Annotated in this window: 15 protein-coding genes; 5 read left to right on the top strand and 10 right to left on the bottom strand. The window is 40.4% G+C overall.

Annotated features, from left to right (window positions below):
- Positions 1 to 210 precede the first annotated feature (210 nt).
- Genes M1E86_RS11740 through M1E86_RS11730 form a run of 3 tightly spaced genes read left to right on the top strand, consistent with a single transcriptional unit; the run spans position 211 to position 3,101 of the window.
- Positions 211 to 1,446, top strand: a complete 1,236-nt coding sequence (locus tag M1E86_RS11740; RefSeq protein ID WP_213913236.1) for a M24 family metallopeptidase — start codon at positions 211 to 213, stop codon at positions 1,444 to 1,446.
- Between the two features lie 18 nt (positions 1,447 to 1,464).
- Complete coding sequence (locus M1E86_RS11735; protein ID WP_125891316.1) at positions 1,465 to 1,662, top strand: DUF3311 domain-containing protein; 198 nt, start codon at positions 1,465 to 1,467, stop codon at positions 1,660 to 1,662.
- Positions 1,659 to 3,101 (top strand): sodium:solute symporter family protein, encoded by a 1,443-nt coding sequence (locus M1E86_RS11730; protein WP_213913223.1) that lies wholly within the window; start codon positions 1,659 to 1,661, stop codon positions 3,099 to 3,101. The genes M1E86_RS11735 and M1E86_RS11730 overlap by 4 nt, the downstream gene beginning before the upstream one ends.
- A gap of 48 nt (positions 3,102 to 3,149) precedes the next feature.
- Here the strand turns inward: M1E86_RS11730 and M1E86_RS11725 are convergent, their stop codons facing one another.
- The 3 genes from M1E86_RS11725 to ackA form a co-directional block, all read right to left on the bottom strand.
- Positions 3,150 to 3,800, bottom strand: a complete 651-nt coding sequence (locus tag M1E86_RS11725; RefSeq protein WP_213913224.1) for a DUF3313 domain-containing protein — start codon at positions 3,798 to 3,800, stop codon at positions 3,150 to 3,152.
- Between the two features lie 196 nt (positions 3,801 to 3,996).
- Positions 3,997 to 6,126, bottom strand: coding sequence for a phosphate acetyltransferase (gene pta / locus M1E86_RS11720; protein ID WP_213913237.1), 2,130 nt, complete (start codon positions 6,124 to 6,126; stop codon positions 3,997 to 3,999).
- Positions 6,127 to 6,213: 87 nt separating this feature from the next.
- Positions 6,214 to 7,416, bottom strand: a complete 1,203-nt coding sequence (ackA, locus tag M1E86_RS11715) for an acetate kinase (RefSeq protein ID WP_125891312.1) — start codon at positions 7,414 to 7,416, stop codon at positions 6,214 to 6,216.
- Positions 7,417 to 8,012: 596 nt separating this feature from the next.
- On the opposite strand from ackA, the gene yfbV reads away from it, so the two are divergent.
- Positions 8,013 to 8,468 carry a terminus macrodomain insulation protein YfbV gene (gene yfbV / locus M1E86_RS11710; RefSeq protein ID WP_125891311.1) on the top strand — a complete coding sequence of 152 codons (456 nt, stop codon included), beginning with the start codon at positions 8,013 to 8,015 and terminating at the stop codon, positions 8,466 to 8,468.
- 139 nt (positions 8,469 to 8,607) lie between these two features.
- Entirely contained in the window at positions 8,608 to 9,102 is a 495-nt protein-coding gene (locus tag M1E86_RS11705; RefSeq protein WP_102137636.1) for a YfbU family protein, read from the top strand.
- Positions 9,103 to 9,303: 201 nt separating this feature from the next.
- Here the strand turns inward: M1E86_RS11705 and M1E86_RS11700 are convergent, their stop codons facing one another.
- From M1E86_RS11700 to M1E86_RS11670, 7 genes are all read right to left on the bottom strand, one after another.
- Positions 9,304 to 9,573, bottom strand: a complete 270-nt coding sequence (locus M1E86_RS11700) for a PAAR domain-containing protein (protein WP_094961045.1) — start codon at positions 9,571 to 9,573, stop codon at positions 9,304 to 9,306.
- Positions 9,566 to 10,492, bottom strand: a complete 927-nt coding sequence (locus tag M1E86_RS11695) for a hypothetical protein (RefSeq protein WP_213912525.1) — start codon at positions 10,490 to 10,492, stop codon at positions 9,566 to 9,568. Before M1E86_RS11695 ends, M1E86_RS11700 begins: the two co-directional genes overlap by 8 nt.
- Positions 10,489 to 10,716, bottom strand: a complete 228-nt coding sequence (locus M1E86_RS11690; RefSeq protein WP_426099097.1) for a hypothetical protein — start codon at positions 10,714 to 10,716, stop codon at positions 10,489 to 10,491. Before M1E86_RS11690 ends, M1E86_RS11695 begins: the two co-directional genes overlap by 4 nt.
- On the bottom strand, positions 10,701 to 10,922 hold the full coding sequence (locus M1E86_RS11685; RefSeq protein ID WP_213912851.1) for a hypothetical protein: 222 nt from the start codon (positions 10,920 to 10,922) through the stop codon (positions 10,701 to 10,703). Before M1E86_RS11685 ends, M1E86_RS11690 begins: the two co-directional genes overlap by 16 nt.
- 70 nt (positions 10,923 to 10,992) lie before the next feature.
- Positions 10,993 to 11,739, bottom strand: coding sequence for a hypothetical protein (locus M1E86_RS11680; RefSeq protein WP_213912827.1), 747 nt, complete (start codon positions 11,737 to 11,739; stop codon positions 10,993 to 10,995).
- Positions 11,740 to 11,912: 173 nt separating this feature from the next.
- A complete protein-coding gene (locus tag M1E86_RS11675; RefSeq protein WP_213912526.1) occupies positions 11,913 to 12,689 on the bottom strand; it encodes a hypothetical protein in 777 nt (258 codons plus the stop codon).
- Positions 12,679 to 14,628, bottom strand: coding sequence for a lipase family protein (locus M1E86_RS11670; protein WP_426099096.1), 1,950 nt, complete (start codon positions 14,626 to 14,628; stop codon positions 12,679 to 12,681). The genes M1E86_RS11675 and M1E86_RS11670 overlap by 11 nt, the downstream gene beginning before the upstream one ends.
- Positions 14,629 to 14,673: the final 45 nt, after the last annotated feature.

Raw genomic sequence — 14,673 nt, 5'->3', positions numbered from 1 at the left:
TAATTTATTTAGTCCTTTTCTTTATTTTCCCTAAAATCAAATCTCTAGCAAAGTTAATTTCAGGCTAATATATAACTATTAGTTATAAATAACTTGCATGTTAAACGATGTATTCATTTCTACACTAGATATAATGTGACAGATCTTAACATTTATCGTTTGCGATATGATGCATTGCGTGATGTAGATAGACGCTTCGAGAGAATAAAAATGACAATTGATAAACAGAATACTTTTTTGAAACAACAACACCTTGAGAACGTAACTCATAAAGCTCGTGAGATTATGGAGCGTGAAGGGATTGAAGTATTAATCGCAACAGTGGGTGATAATTTTTATCACTTAACCGGTTTTGCAAGCTTCTTTATGTATACTTTCAGGCAAACCGGCTCTGCTATCGCAGTTATTTTCCGTGATCCTTCTATTGAATCATTGGTTATTATGAATGAATTTGAAGCGGCGAATTTATCACTTCAAATGCCTAATGCAAAGATTAAAACATTTCCAATTTGGGTGGATGTAGATGACCCTTACAATCCTGAAAATGGCAAAGTAATGAAGGCAAGGCCAATTAATAGCCCAATAGAAACGATTTTTAATATACTGAAAGAGGCGCTGTCAGATGCGGGCGTTTATGGGAAACCAGTTGCGATTGAATTAAACCAAATTACCCATACTGGGAAAGTATGGCTGGATAAGGTTATCCCTGGGCTAAATTTGGTTGACTCTTCACCTCTATTTAATGAATTACGCATGATTAAAAGTGAGTGGGAAATTGCTCACCTCAGAAAGTCTGCACAAATTACAGAAGCCGGTATCGCTGCTGCGAGTAAATTAATTCGAGTTGGCTGTACTTCAGCAGAATTAACTGCAGCTTTTAAAGCGAAAGTGATGGAATTCCCAGAAACGAACTATAGCCGTTTCCATTTAATTTCAGTTGGCAGTGATTTTTCCCCAAAATTGATCCCAGATGACCAACCAGCAAAAGAAGGTGATTTAATTAAATTTGACTGTGGCGTTGATGTGGCTGGCTATGGCGCGGATATTGCACGCACATTTGTGGTTGGTAAACCGGATGAAAAAGTCGCTGCTATTTATCAAACCATTTTAAAAGGCCATCAATATATGTTAAGCCGAGTTGCACCCGGTGTCGCATTAAGTGATGTTTTTAATGAAACCATGGCACTTATTCGTTCCTCGGGATTGCCTTATTATAACCGTGGGCACCTAGGCCATGGTGATGGGGTGTTTGTCGGGTTAGAAGAAGCCCCATTTGTGAGTGCTGCAACGACAGAAGTATTTCGAGCCGGGATGGTTATGAGTTTAGAAACGCCATATTACGGGATTGGTGTGGGCGGTATTATGATTGAAGATATGCTACTCATCACTGAAGATGGCGTTGAAATGCTAAGTCATCTACCCCGTGAATTGGTTTCTTTAGGGTAATGGAATAAGGAATTTTCTATGAAGTGGTATCATTATTTAGTTATTTTCCCAATTCTAGCATTAACCGTGGGCATTTATTTCGTTAACCAAGTCGAGCCTTTTGTGATGGGCTTGCCATTTTTAATGTTTTGGATTGTCGCATGGGTGATTGTTACAGCGTTGGTGATGTTACTAATCAATGTATTAGATAATAAAAATACTAAGGAAACATCATGAGTTCCGCATTAATTATCATCACTGCATTTTTCTTTTTTAGTATTTATTTAGCTATTCGCGCTAAAAAAGGAAAAACGATGGATCACGAAGGGTGGTCTGTCGGTGGTCGTAGCTACGGGGCTCTGCTGGTTTTTTTACTCAGTGCAGGGGAAATATATACCACCTTTACCTTCCTCGGAGGGAGCGGTTGGGCTTACGGAAAAGGCCCTGCAATCCTATATACCTTAGCAGTCAATGCGTTTATGGGGATCTTTTTATATTGGGTACATCCAAGAGTATGGCGCTTTGCTAAAGATAATGATGTCAGAACGATTTCTGAATTGTTTACCAAGAAATATCAAAGCCCAGGTTTAGGGTTCTTAATTAGCTTAATTTCTATTGCTGCGATGGTGCCTTTATTCGTTTTGCAGCTCAAAGGGTTAGGTATTATTGTTTCTCAAGCATCTTATGGCGCAATTCCTGCAGATATTGCCATCTGGATTGGAATTATTGCTGTGACGCTGTTTGTGATGATTTCAGGTATTCATGGTTCTGCTTGGACATCTGCCCTGAAAGATTTAATGATTTTAATTGTGGTGGTGTTTATCGGTATTTATATCCCACTACATTATTACGGTAGTTTTGGGGAGATGTTTAAAGCGATAGATACGGCGATGCCAAGCTTTTTAACCTTCTCCGAAACAGGGTTAAATATTCCTTGGTATATTTCCACAATATTCTTATCTGTGGTTGCCTATTTCTGTTGGCCACATTATATGGCCGCAGTGTTTACTGCAAAGGATGAAAAATCACTGAAACGTAATAGTATTCTGATCCCAGCTTATAGCTTGATTATGCTATTTGCTTTTTTTGTCGGTTATGCGTCTATATTGCAAATTCCGCATCTTGAAGGGGCCGCGGTGGATTTATCGCTGTTTGAGATATCTAAAAGCACCTTCTCACCGATTGTGGTCGGTTTTATCGGTGCAGCAGGGATGTTAACCGCATTAGTCCCAGGGTCGATGTTGTTGCTAACCACCTCCAATATGTTAGCCGGCGTTGTGCAAAAAGCGATGGGTGTAAGTGAAGAAAAACGCCAGTCGGGTGTTTATGCGCGTTTTATGGTGCCAGTTGTTGCGTTAGTCAGCTTGTATTTTATTTTCCACAGTAACGATACTCTCGTAGCGATTATGTTACTCGGGGTAAATATTGTCGCACAGTTTTTCCCTGCGTTATTGATGAGCTTTAAACAACAAAATCCAATGACACCAGCAGGGGCGATTTGTGGGATTTCTGCGGGGGTTTTATTCCTTGCGGTAACTTATATCGAGAAAATTTCGTTAGCACAACTGTTCCCTTGGTTGGGGGAAAGTTTAAGTTTCATGAATATCGGTATTGCGGCATTTATTCTGAATATTATTGTTGCAGTGGTAGTTTCATTATTTACGCGTAAAAGATAGTCTATTAAATTACGGATGGTAATTTAATTTACCATCCGTAATGGCATATTATGCGTTTGGAACAACTTCATCCGCGATAATATCAACAGCGTCCTTTAAATCTTCTAAGGTAATCACCTGCTCTGTATTGCTTAATTGGTTCCCACTGTTTTTCCTAATGGCTTCATACAAAGGTAATTCAGTTTGTGAGTCAGTGACTTTCCATTCGAAATAAATATTCGTGTCAGCATCTCGGCTTCCTACCGCAAGTTGGGTTCCAGCTATCACTAACATGACAGGTAAAACTTCATAGGGTTTGAGTTCTTCGGCAGTTGCGCTAACAGAGGTAATGACACCTGAAAATTGTAATGTATTAGGCCCTGGTGTTTGAGTTAATTCAAAGTGCTTTTCTAACTCTTTTTTGACCTGTTGATTCGTGTAATTAAGTAGAACCGTTGCGAATTTTTCATTTATTTTATTGTGTTCATTAAGAGGCTTAAATTTTATTGGGGTAAAAATAAGTTTATTCTTTTGGGTTATATTTAGTTGGTCTGAACGCCATGCTTTGATTATATTGCCAGACGGCGTTTTGACTTCAGATAAACGCTCATAGTTACTCAAAAAATTTGATTGTTCTGATGAAGACGGAAGGCGACTGGAGCAAGACGCTAGGAATAAAGTCCCGATTATGATTATAAGATTTTTAGTTAGGTGATTCATATTATTACCATCGCTATCATGTGACACAAAAAATTTGTGCGAATGCTATCATCGGTAAATTTGATATAGTTAATAAAAAATGCGACTAATAAACTTGATGATAGTTTTAATGGTAATTAATTTGTTTATTTGTGCCATTGATTTCAAATATAAAAAAAAGCGCTCTATTGAGCGCTTTTTAGCATAAAGAGATAAATTATGCGTTTTCGTTTTGTACTGCTTGGATTGCGGTTAATGCAACCGTATAAACGATATCATCAACTAATGCACCACGAGATAAGTCATTGACAGGCTTACGCATACCTTGCAGCATTGGACCAATAGATACCAAGTCAGCAGAACGTTGTACTGCTTTATAAGTGGTATTACCGGTATTCAAGTCAGGGAAGATAAATACGGTCGCTTTACCTGCAACTGGCGAGTTAGGCGCTTTAGATTTAGCAACGTCAGCCATCACTGCCGCATCATATTGTAATGGGCCATCGATGATTAAGTCTGGGCGTTTTTCTTTCGCTAAACGTGTTGCTTCACGCACTTTTTCAACGTCACTACCTGCACCTGAATCACCAGTAGAATAAGAGATCATCGCAACGCGTGGGTCAATACCGAACGCTTTTGCAGAATCAGCAGATTGGATAGCGATTTCTGATAGTTGCTCTGCAGTTGGGTCTGGGTTGATAGCGCAGTCACCATAAACAAACACTTGTTCAGGCAATAGCATAAAGAAGACGGAAGAAACTAATGAGCTGCCCGGTGCTGTTTTAATTAATTGCAGCGGTGGACGAATAGTATTTGCAGTCGTATGAACAGCACCAGAAACTAAGCCATCAACTTCGCCTTTTTCTAGCATTAATGTACCTAATACGACGTTATCTTCTAGTTGCTCTCGAGCAACAACCTCGGTCATTCCTTTGTTCTTGCGTAATTCAACGAGGCGAGCAACGTACTCTTCGCGTACTTTAACTGGGTCGACAATTTCAATGCCCGTACCGAGCTCAATACCTTGTGCTGCCGCAACGCGACGAATATCTTCTGGGTTACCTAACAGTACACAAGTTGCGATGCCGCGTTCTGCACAGATAGATGCAGCTTTAACGGTGCGTGGCTCGTCGCCTTCAGGAAGAACGATACGTTTGCCAGCTTTACGTGCTAATTCAGTTAACTGATAACGGAAAGCAGGTGGTGATAGGCGGTTAGGGCGCTCAGAGTCTGCAACCAGTGATTCGATCCAATCGCTACTAATATGACGGGCCACGTAGTTTTGGATTTTTTCAATACGTTCATGGTCATCAGCAGGAACTTCTAAGCTAAAGCTTTGCAGATTCAGTGATGTTTGCCATGTATTGCTTTTCACCATAAACACAGGTAGGCCTGTTTCGAATGCTTGTTCACACAGTTGGCGAATAGGCGGATCAATGTTGTAGCCACCTGTTAGTAGAACCGCACCGATTTCAACACCATTCATTGCTGCTAATGATGCAGAAACTAACACATCAGGGCGATCTGCGGAGGTCACTAATAATGAGCCAGGGCGGAAGTGCTCAAGCATGTGCGGGATACTACGTGCGCAGAAGGTAACAGATTTAACACGGCGAGTTTTAATTTCACCTTCGTTAACAACTTCCGCACCTAAGTGTTTTGCCATGTCAATTGCACGAGTGGCAATTAAATCAAAGTTCCACGGAATGGATGCAAGAACAGGCAGATTTAGTGCAGAAAGTTGCTTAGTATCGAGGTTAGCCACCGTCGCTTTCGTTGAATCATCAAAGATTTCAGACAGGTCAGGGCGAGTACGACCTTGCTCATCAACAGGTGCATTCACCTTGTTGATAATAACACCAATAATATTTTTATTACGTTGGCCACCAAACTCGTTGCGTACTAACTCTAAACGCTCTTGCATTTGCGTGATTGAGCTGTTGCCTGGTGCAGTGACGAAAACAATTTCTGCGCCTAATGTTTTAGCAATTTCATAGTTTAATGATTGAGCAAATGAATGTTTACGCGTTGGCACTAAACCTTCAATTAAAATTACTTCCGCATTTTTTGTGTGGTCATGATAGCGAGCGACAATTTCTTCCATTAACACATCTTTTTTGGAAGAGGTCAGTAGCGATTCAACGTATTCCATTGTTAGGGGCTCAACAATGGTGGTAATACTTGAATGAGAGCGCAGGACTTCAGTGGTTTGGTCTTTATTGCCAGAGACGCGTGGCTGTGCGATAGGTTTGAAAACGCTTAATTGAACACCTTTTTGTTCCATTGAGCGAACGACACCTAGGCTAACGCTAGTTAAGCCAACGCTGGTGCCAGTAGGTATTAACATAATTGTACGGGACACGGGAACCTCTTTATTTCGGTTACTCTAATGACAAAACGATACCGCCAGCAGGTTGCTGGCGGTAGAAGTTGCTTATGCGGTTAAACGCGCAGTATCTTGGGCGATAACCAACTCTTCATTGGTTGCGATAACCAGAGCAGGGCGGCTGTTATCGGTGGTGATTAAACCTTCTTTACCGAAGCGTGCTGCCAAGTTACGTTCATGGTCATATTCGAAACCAAGGATAGCCAGTTTCTTCAAAGTAATTTCACGAACTTGCGCTGAGTTTTCACCAATACCACCTGTGAAGATGATAGCGTCAAGACGGCCTTCCATCAGTGCGCTGTATGCACCAACGTATTTTGCTAAACGGTGGCAGAAAACATCCATTGCGCGAGTGGCATCTTCTTTAGTGCCGTAGTTGTCTTCAACGTAGCGGCAGTCGCTAGTTACGCCAGTTAAACCTAATAAACCAGACTCTTTGGTTAGCATTTTGTTGATTTGATCAACGCTCATGCCTAAAGAATCATGTAAATGGAAAATAATTGCAGGGTCGATATCACCACTACGAGTTCCCATTACCAGACCTTCTAATGGCGTTAAGCCCATTGACGTATCTACACATTTACCATTAACAATAGCAGTAACAGAACCACCGTTGCCTAAGTGACAAGTGATAACGTTGAGGTCATCAACCGATTTGTTGAGCTTTTTCGCAGCTTCACGGGAAACATAGTAATGGCTTGTACCGTGCGCACCATAACGGCGGATACTATGCTCTGAATATAATTCGTATGGCAATGCATACAGATAAGCTTCCTGCGGCATGGTCTGATGGAATGCGGTATCAAAGACAGCGACATTTTTGTTGATCAGATGCGGGAAGGATTTTCTTGCTTCTTCAATACCGATGAGATGAGCAGGGTTATGCAATGGCGCGAATGGAATAGCCGCTTCGATGCCTTCAATCACATCATCTGTGATTAATACAGAAGAGGTAAATTTCTCACCACCATGAACAATACGGTGACCGATGGAGGTGATTTGCTCTGATAGCTCAGGTTTTTCAGCAAGAATAGTGTTAACAATGAAATCCAATGCTTCGCTATGCGCTGCACCAGCACCTAAAGGCGCTTCTTTCTTAGCACCATCCATTTTCCACTTAATACGGGCTTCCGGGAGGTTAAAGCACTCAGCTAATCCAGATAAAAATTCATCGCCATTAGTTGGGTCGATGATGGCGAATTTCAGTGAGGAGCTACCGCAGTTTAGAACCAGTACCAGCTTACTTGACATGGAAATACCTATCGTTAATTGTTGTTGTGAAGCCTTTTAAACAACATGAAAAGACTCAGATTAAAAATATACAGCTAAAGCCTAGCGTATTTATGACCTGAAACATCATGATTGATATCATGTTAAAGGCGAAAAAGTTAAAGATCGTGAGATCCCTATGGAGTTGATAAAACAGACGCTATTTTTTTCAGCAAAAGCCTATAAAAGTAAACCTTTGCACCTAGTGTTGAAATAACGACCAATAACCCCAATATATATAACTGTTGTCTATCTTCTGTTTTGAAGATGGATAAAGCTAAAAAGTAACAAATGCAACAGCAATTCTAAATGCGGTAGATTCTACTAAAATTATTTTATATTTTATACGTTTTTTTTAAAAATAGGCGCTTTGATTGATTAAAATCATAAGTGACGTATAAAGTGGTATTATAGCACAGGGTTACATTGCTATTAGAATAGCTGATATTGAGTAAAGTGACTTAACTTAAGGTAAATGTAATGAAATAATTTCGTTATCTTAAATGTGCTATCATTTTACTATCGTGCAATTTATAAATTATTGCCCCAGTTTTTAAGAAGTCGATAGGAAACGTTTCATGAGTACATTGCAAAGTACACCGCCCGGTTTTTTTAAACGCTTTAGATTAGGTAACCACTATCTGAAGACTTTTCCTATGGAGAAAAAACTGTCGCCAATCTTCCCCGAAATTCGCATTAACAAGGCGGTTCGCTTTGGTATTCGTTTTATGCCGCCCATTGCAATTTTCACATTAGCATGGCAAATCGCGTTAGGTGGGCAACTTGGTCCCGCCATTGCTACGGCACTGTTTGCCTGTAGCTTGCCAATGCAAGGTTTATGGTGGTTAGGAAAACGTGCGGCGACGCCTCTGCCATCGAGCTTGTTGAGCTGGTTTCACGAGATCCGTGATAAATTTACCGAAGCGGGTATTGTCATGGCACCGGTTGAACAGCAACCTGATTATATGGCGTTAGCTGATTTGCTAAAACGTGCGTTTAAGCAGTTGGACCGTTCCTTTTTGGAAGATATCTAAGGAATGATTTCCATTAAAAGGTAGATTTAACAATAAGTAATGCAAAAAACGTGTTTAGATCAATAAAAGCGATGTTTTCACTGTCTATGATTGATGTTGAATGCGAAGATAAGCCATACTTTTTAGTGGGAGAACCCTGATGGAAATGACTAACGCACAACGCTTGATCTTATCTAATCAATATAAAATGATGACCATGCTTGACCCCGATAATGCAGAACGTTATCGCCGCTTACAAACCATTATTGAACGTGGTTTCGGTTTACAAATGCGTGAGTTAGACAGAGACTTTGGTCATTTAAGTGAAGACACCTGCCGTACTGTTATTGATATCATGGAAATGTACCATGCGCTGCAAGTCTCTTATAGCAACATGGCAAATAAAGAAGACATTGATGGCCGCCGTGTGCAATTTTTGGGCTTTGATGCCGCAACAGAAGCGCGTTATCTGAGCTATGTCCGTTTTATGGTCAACACAGAAGGGCGTTATACCCACTTTGACAGCGGAACGCATGGGTTTAACTCACAAACACCAATGTGGGAAAAATATAATCGTATGTTAGCGATTTGGCATGCATGTCCAAGGCAGTATCATTTATCAGCAGTAGAGATATCCCAAATCTTCAACGCTTAGTACTCGTCATTCTTCGCGCTGTAGTGTTGTTGACTACATTCGGCGACGCGGGACACATACATTTGTATGTTCCCCGAGATATCTTCTCTAGTCGCCTAGCTACAGCGTGAATATTTAGAGCATGTTTGCTTGTCATTAGTAAAGTAGCAACACGTGATACTGATATGCGAGCTATATGAGCAAGTTAAAACACATTAACATTTAGCCTACAGCAACAAGCACACAGCCCCCAGAACATCCACAAGCGACTTTGTGACCTTCTAGCGCAACAGGGATACCATTAATTTTCATTAAGCTATCGCCTTCAACGATAGTCCCTGTTTTTTTACATGAAGGACAATAAACAGAGTCGCCCACACAGGCGACACCTTGGGTTTGCTTGGCGAGAGAAGAAGCTGTCAGTACCGTACCACCAGTATTCGTCGTATCATTTTTTAAGATAATTTTTCTGCCGTTCACAAGACTACGCATTGCGTTTTTTCTCCTGATCAAGCTTTGCTAAAATCTGTTCGACCTGTTGCTCAAAATCAGCAGGAAGCGGGTTTTTACCAAAAAACAAAAAGGGTTTACGAGCTTGGTAATCGACTGACGAAACGGCATCTCGCCCCTCTTGCATATAAGCATTGAGAAACGTGATAAAACGGTGGTTTTCACTGTCGGTGCTGGTCAGGAAACTCGAGTAATGTGAGACATTTGGCTTGTAAAGTATGGTTTTCAATTGCCCTGTTTTTTCATCAATGCCATACAGTTTAATCGCCAACATTTTGCCCGCATAGCCAATTTGAGCATCTTCATAGCGTGTTAAACGTACTTTCCCCATCCCATAGCTATACAGTATTCCTCGTTGCCTATCCGCAATAAGGTAAACCGGAGGTGTGAAGAAAGAGAGGTAACCCAATAGCCACAAAAAGCCGGGGAAAAAAATTAGCCAGCCGATAACTAAATATTTACCATATTGGCCATTTATAACAAAGTTACCTGAATTGTAAGCTTTTATATACTCCCATAAACTTATTTTTTCTTTTCCAAAATAAGGTTTATATAACTCAATTAACTTTGCTGATAACTTACTTTGTTTTTTTTCATTACCATACTTTTTTTCTACATGTTTAGCCATCATTTCAATTGATGTTTTATTTTCAACATGCACCTTAAAAAAAGTAGATGCAGTGTAAAAAGCCATAAAGAGTAACACGATAAAAAAAGGTATTGTATTAGTGAGCTGGCTATTCCGCTGTGGGGAGTTAATCACACAACGCTGTTTATTGACCGTATCTAAAAATACCAGCTTTTGAGGCTCCAACGGATCATCGTAGTGATGACTTTCTTCAATCAATGGCGTGGTTTCTAATTGCTCTGGGTGCTTTGTTGCCGTATATAAACTCGTCATTCGGTGCCTTCCTCATCAATACAGCCATAAAGTTTATCATCAGGATCACCGTTTCGGTAACGCAATGGCGCAATCTCACCTTTCAGACGATCCACCAAGTAGTACCAATAAATGGATGGAATAGATTGCCCCAGAGGATCACCTGCAAAAATACCCGCTTCGACTTCAAAGCTCAGCACAAGCTCTCCATCACGCAGTACCGTACAGGCTAACGCATCTTGCAAAGCTGCCTCAAACGCTGCATTAAATTTTGTTTGCTGTGAAGCCAAATATTCAAGGGGTTGCACACCGTGATGGGATAACCGATAACAATATTATTGTAAAGGTTATCTGCGTTACCACTCGACACCCCAACCCCCATCGTAATATGAGACGGGTAAGCATCTTTATGATGAATTTCTGGCTTATCCTTACATAGTGGCTCTATCATGGCATATCCTATTCCCCTAATTAAAAGTGATATTTTAAATTTGGATCGATAGAAAATAGCGGTTAGTTTTTTATTTTTGTGTCATAGATTCTGATATTTCGACCAATTTTTTGTATTCAGGAAAAAGCCAGTGGGTTTTTTCTTGAACACCGTTGGGGTAAGTAAATGTGGCTATTGAATCTTCATTTTTATTTTTAGGCCCAATATTGTAGGTTTTCATATCTGATTTATAATCAATATTTACATTGATATTTTTAGCGTTTTTCACTTGATAAGTCATGGTTTCGTATTTTGCTATTAGCCAAAATGACATTTCGTGACCACCAATAAAATCTTCTGTAATCAACGGAAATAACGTTAATGTCTCATTCAAATCCCCTGATTTTTTTTCATAGCCACCATCAAATGTGGCTGGCGCGTTATTGTCTAATACAAAGCTAACTTTTTTACCTAAATTATCTGATATTAAAGGATCAATTTTTGACGGATCTTTAAGTGTGACTTCAAAAACAAAATTGCTGAGTTTCCAGTCACATTTTCCTCCACCAGACTGAGGGATATTCGCTTCCAGTTGATTCGAAGCATTCATCGTTAGGGGATATTGCTTACGATAGTATCCCGGAACCGTGTAGACCTCCATATTGGAGGTTCGGTTTTCTTTGCGGCAGATTTCAGAACGATAGGTAGCTAAAATGGGTAATGCCTCTAATTCACTAGGTACGGTGGCGGTGAAATGAATGCTTTCACCGTCTAATGGGGGTGAAAACGTACTGTTATTGGCTGCACAGCCATGTAAAAAAAACAGGCCGAGCAGCATAACCAATACCGTTGCGATAAACGTCGTATTACGCTGCACGTTTAACGGATAAGCATCTTTATGATGAATTTCTGGCTTATCCTTACATAGTGGCTCTATCATGGCATATCCTATTCCCCTAATTAAAAGTGATATTTTAAATTTGGGTCGATAGAAAAAAGCGGTTAGTTTGTTTATTCTTTAATCATGGATTCTGATATTTCAAGCAGTTTTTCATATTCGGGTAAAATTTCTCTGGTTTTTTCTTGTTTACCATTAGGGTAAATAAGGGTAGCCATAGAGTCACCTTTATTTTTAATCCCATACCAATAACTTTTTAAATCAGATTTATAATCGATATTAATGTTGATTTCTTTAGCTTCTTTTACTTTATACGTCATGGTTTCATATTTTGCAATTAACCAAAATTGTTTTATGTTTTCATTGGGATATCTTTGACTAATCATAGGGAATAACGTTAATATTTCATTGAAATTCCCCGATTTTTTTTCATAGCCGCCATCAAAAGTCGCTGGTGCATTGTTATCAAGTACAAACGTTGCTTCCATACCAAAGTTTTTTGATATTAACGGATCAATTTTTGATGGGTCTTTGAGTTTGACTTCAAATTTAATATTACTGAGTTTCCAATTGCATTGGCTGCCCCCTGACTTAGGAACGAGCGTTTCGACTTGGTTTGATTGCCCAATAGTCAGTGGGTAGTTGGCATGATGAAATCCGGGAATGGTATAGGTTTTCATGCTTGAGTTTCGCCGTTCTTTACGACACGTCTCAGAACGATAAGTGGCTGAAATGGGTAAGGCTTCTAATTCGTTAGGCACAGTGGCGGTAAAATGAATATTTTCGCCGCCTAATGGGGGAGAAAACGCACTGTTATTGGCTGCACAGCCGTGTAAAAAAAATAGGCCGAGCAATGTAGTCAATACCGTTTTATTCACTTTAAATTTCATGCGTTTTATCCTTATAGCGTTCAAGTGCCTGTTTCAATACATCATCTTTTTCTGTACTTCGTTTAACCTCATTCTTAAGGGCGTTTTCAAGCGCGATAAATGTCGTATTACGCTGCGCGTTTAACGGATAAGCATCTTTATGATGAATAAGTTCTTCAAATCGCTGTTTTGAAGCGCTTAACTTAGGCGTTTTTGTGGGCTCTAACACACTCAATAACTGATTATTCATAATCATTTGGTATTTACTGGCCATAAAGTGGTCGGTTGCCATGGTCATAATCGTGTCTAACGATGGGTTGTTACCTTTAGGGAATATTTCATCGATAAGAGTCCGGTCTGCTTTGATGGCATGAATGTAATTTTTTTGGTCTTGTTCTAACTGACCATTTAATTTATTGGCAATATCAGGGACTAAGTAAAATTTGTAGTTGCCATTCATACGCCAACGGGCGCGAACGGTACCAGCTCCATCCCCGACGGGATGTTTTGGATCTTCACCGATTTGTCTGGCTTCAAAGAAGCTGACGGTGTTGCCGTGGTGGAAATAAACCTCCCCCATATCAGGGAGTGCTTTTTGCAGTGGAATAGTTGGTGATGTTGCCAGCGTCCAGCCAAACCCAAAAACAGTGCCCAATGGACCATAGAGATTAAATAGCCAGTTATCCATATTGGTATCGAATGGTACACTGGTAACGGTATCCGCATCATTGACATGCCTAAAATGAGTGACGGATGTTAAAGCGTTAACGCCACTGCCCGTAAAAACACGCGGGCTACCATAGGTGTATAAGAGCGGATTATTGTTTCTTAATTCGCTGGCGTGCAATAACGCGAGTGCGCCCCCTAAACTATGACCGGTAATAAATAATTTTTTGTGAATTGATATATTTTGAATTTTTTCAATTTGCGTACTGAAATATTTTTCAACACATTGGTAGGCATCTAAAAAACCTTTATGTACTTTGGCGTTTTCGGCGGAAAGAATGCTTTTCGGGCAGGGAATGGGCCGATACGTTGCATCGGTGAGCGCGTCTCTTACACCAGCGGTACCTCGCCATGCGGCAATAATTTGCGTGTCGTTTTCCACAAAAAACATTTGGGTGTCATGTTCAAACTTGGGTGCGTCTTTCACTTGTTGAAGGTCTAAGTAAATTGCAGGGCGATAGCGCTCTTTAAAAGGAACATCTGTCACAATAGCAGGATAATCGTGAAAGTCCGCCATGATAGGGGCGGTCGATAAATCAAAACACTGTTGATAGAAAAAAGACGTGGTGGTATCCGGTGTGTTGATAAATTCCCGCATGTTTTCTTCTTCATCTGGGTCAACCATGGTCTCATCTTTATACACGAGCAATGACATTAACCCTAAATTATAAGCATTGACCATATTATAGTTTGGGGAGTGATTGAGAATTAGCGACCATGCTCTAAATGGACAGACTTCTATCATATGACGCTGATTAAAATCTTCTCCCATGAATTTCAACCCATTAAATTCGTCTTCTTTGGGAAAATGATAATACGGCAGCCCAAAACGAGCAGATTCCCATTTATCGATATCCGGGGCTTTATCGCATAATTCCCTGATAACCGCATACCGATAGGAATAGCCTTGTAATAGTGCATCCGGTTTGACGGTCGAGTGATCCTCCCCTCGAAGTGTTCTCAGTGGGCGCTTTTCCATTTCATCGGTGAGTTTTTGAGACTCAATGGTCAATGTTGCCACCGTACGGGGTAAGTCTTCTTGCCTCAAATACCCTTGCGCATCAGTAACACCTTTTCTAATGACACCGTTGCGGACTTTTAAAGTATACGCCATTTCTGCTAACGGTTGGTTAAATTCATCAACCAGCACGCATTCAATCCATGCCTTGCGCTTAGAACAATCTGCACAATAGGGGGCATTATAGAAATAGAGCGGCTTTACCGCGATGCTCACGCCAACGGCGTGCTTATGTTCTTTAAGTCAAAACACCCCATAACG

This window comes from Providencia sp. PROV200 (assembly GCF_049901995.1).
Taxonomy (GTDB): domain Bacteria; phylum Pseudomonadota; class Gammaproteobacteria; order Enterobacterales; family Enterobacteriaceae; genus Providencia; species Providencia rettgeri_E.
This window is presented reverse-complemented; position numbering and strand designations above follow the sequence as displayed.

Bases quoted from the DNA above. Each gene is read 5' to 3' on its own strand.
- M1E86_RS11740 (WP_213913236.1), top strand. From the start codon at position 211: ATGACAATTGATAAACAGAATACTTTTTTGAAACAACAACACCTTGAG.
- M1E86_RS11735 (WP_125891316.1), top strand. From the start codon at position 1,465: ATGAAGTGGTATCATTATTTAGTTATTTTCCCAATTCTAGCATTAACC.
- M1E86_RS11730 (WP_213913223.1), top strand. From the start codon at position 1,659: ATGAGTTCCGCATTAATTATCATCACTGCATTTTTCTTTTTTAGTATT.
- M1E86_RS11725 (WP_213913224.1), bottom strand. From the start codon at position 3,800: ATGAATCACCTAACTAAAAATCTTATAATCATAATCGGGACTTTATTC.
- pta (WP_213913237.1), bottom strand. From the start codon at position 6,126: ATGTTAATACCTACTGGCACCAGCGTTGGCTTAACTAGCGTTAGCCTA.
- ackA (WP_125891312.1), bottom strand. From the start codon at position 7,416: ATGTCAAGTAAGCTGGTACTGGTTCTAAACTGCGGTAGCTCCTCACTG.
- yfbV (WP_125891311.1), top strand. From the start codon at position 8,013: ATGAGTACATTGCAAAGTACACCGCCCGGTTTTTTTAAACGCTTTAGA.
- M1E86_RS11705 (WP_102137636.1), top strand. From the start codon at position 8,608: ATGGAAATGACTAACGCACAACGCTTGATCTTATCTAATCAATATAAA.
- M1E86_RS11700 (WP_094961045.1), bottom strand. From the start codon at position 9,573: ATGCGTAGTCTTGTGAACGGCAGAAAAATTATCTTAAAAAATGATACG.
- M1E86_RS11695 (WP_213912525.1), bottom strand. From the start codon at position 10,492: ATGACGAGTTTATATACGGCAACAAAGCACCCAGAGCAATTAGAAACC.
- M1E86_RS11685 (WP_213912851.1), bottom strand. From the start codon at position 10,922: ATGATAGAGCCACTATGTAAGGATAAGCCAGAAATTCATCATAAAGAT.
- M1E86_RS11680 (WP_213912827.1), bottom strand. From the start codon at position 11,739: ATGCTGCTCGGCCTGTTTTTTTTACATGGCTGTGCAGCCAATAACAGT.
- M1E86_RS11675 (WP_213912526.1), bottom strand. From the start codon at position 12,689: ATGAAATTTAAAGTGAATAAAACGGTATTGACTACATTGCTCGGCCTA.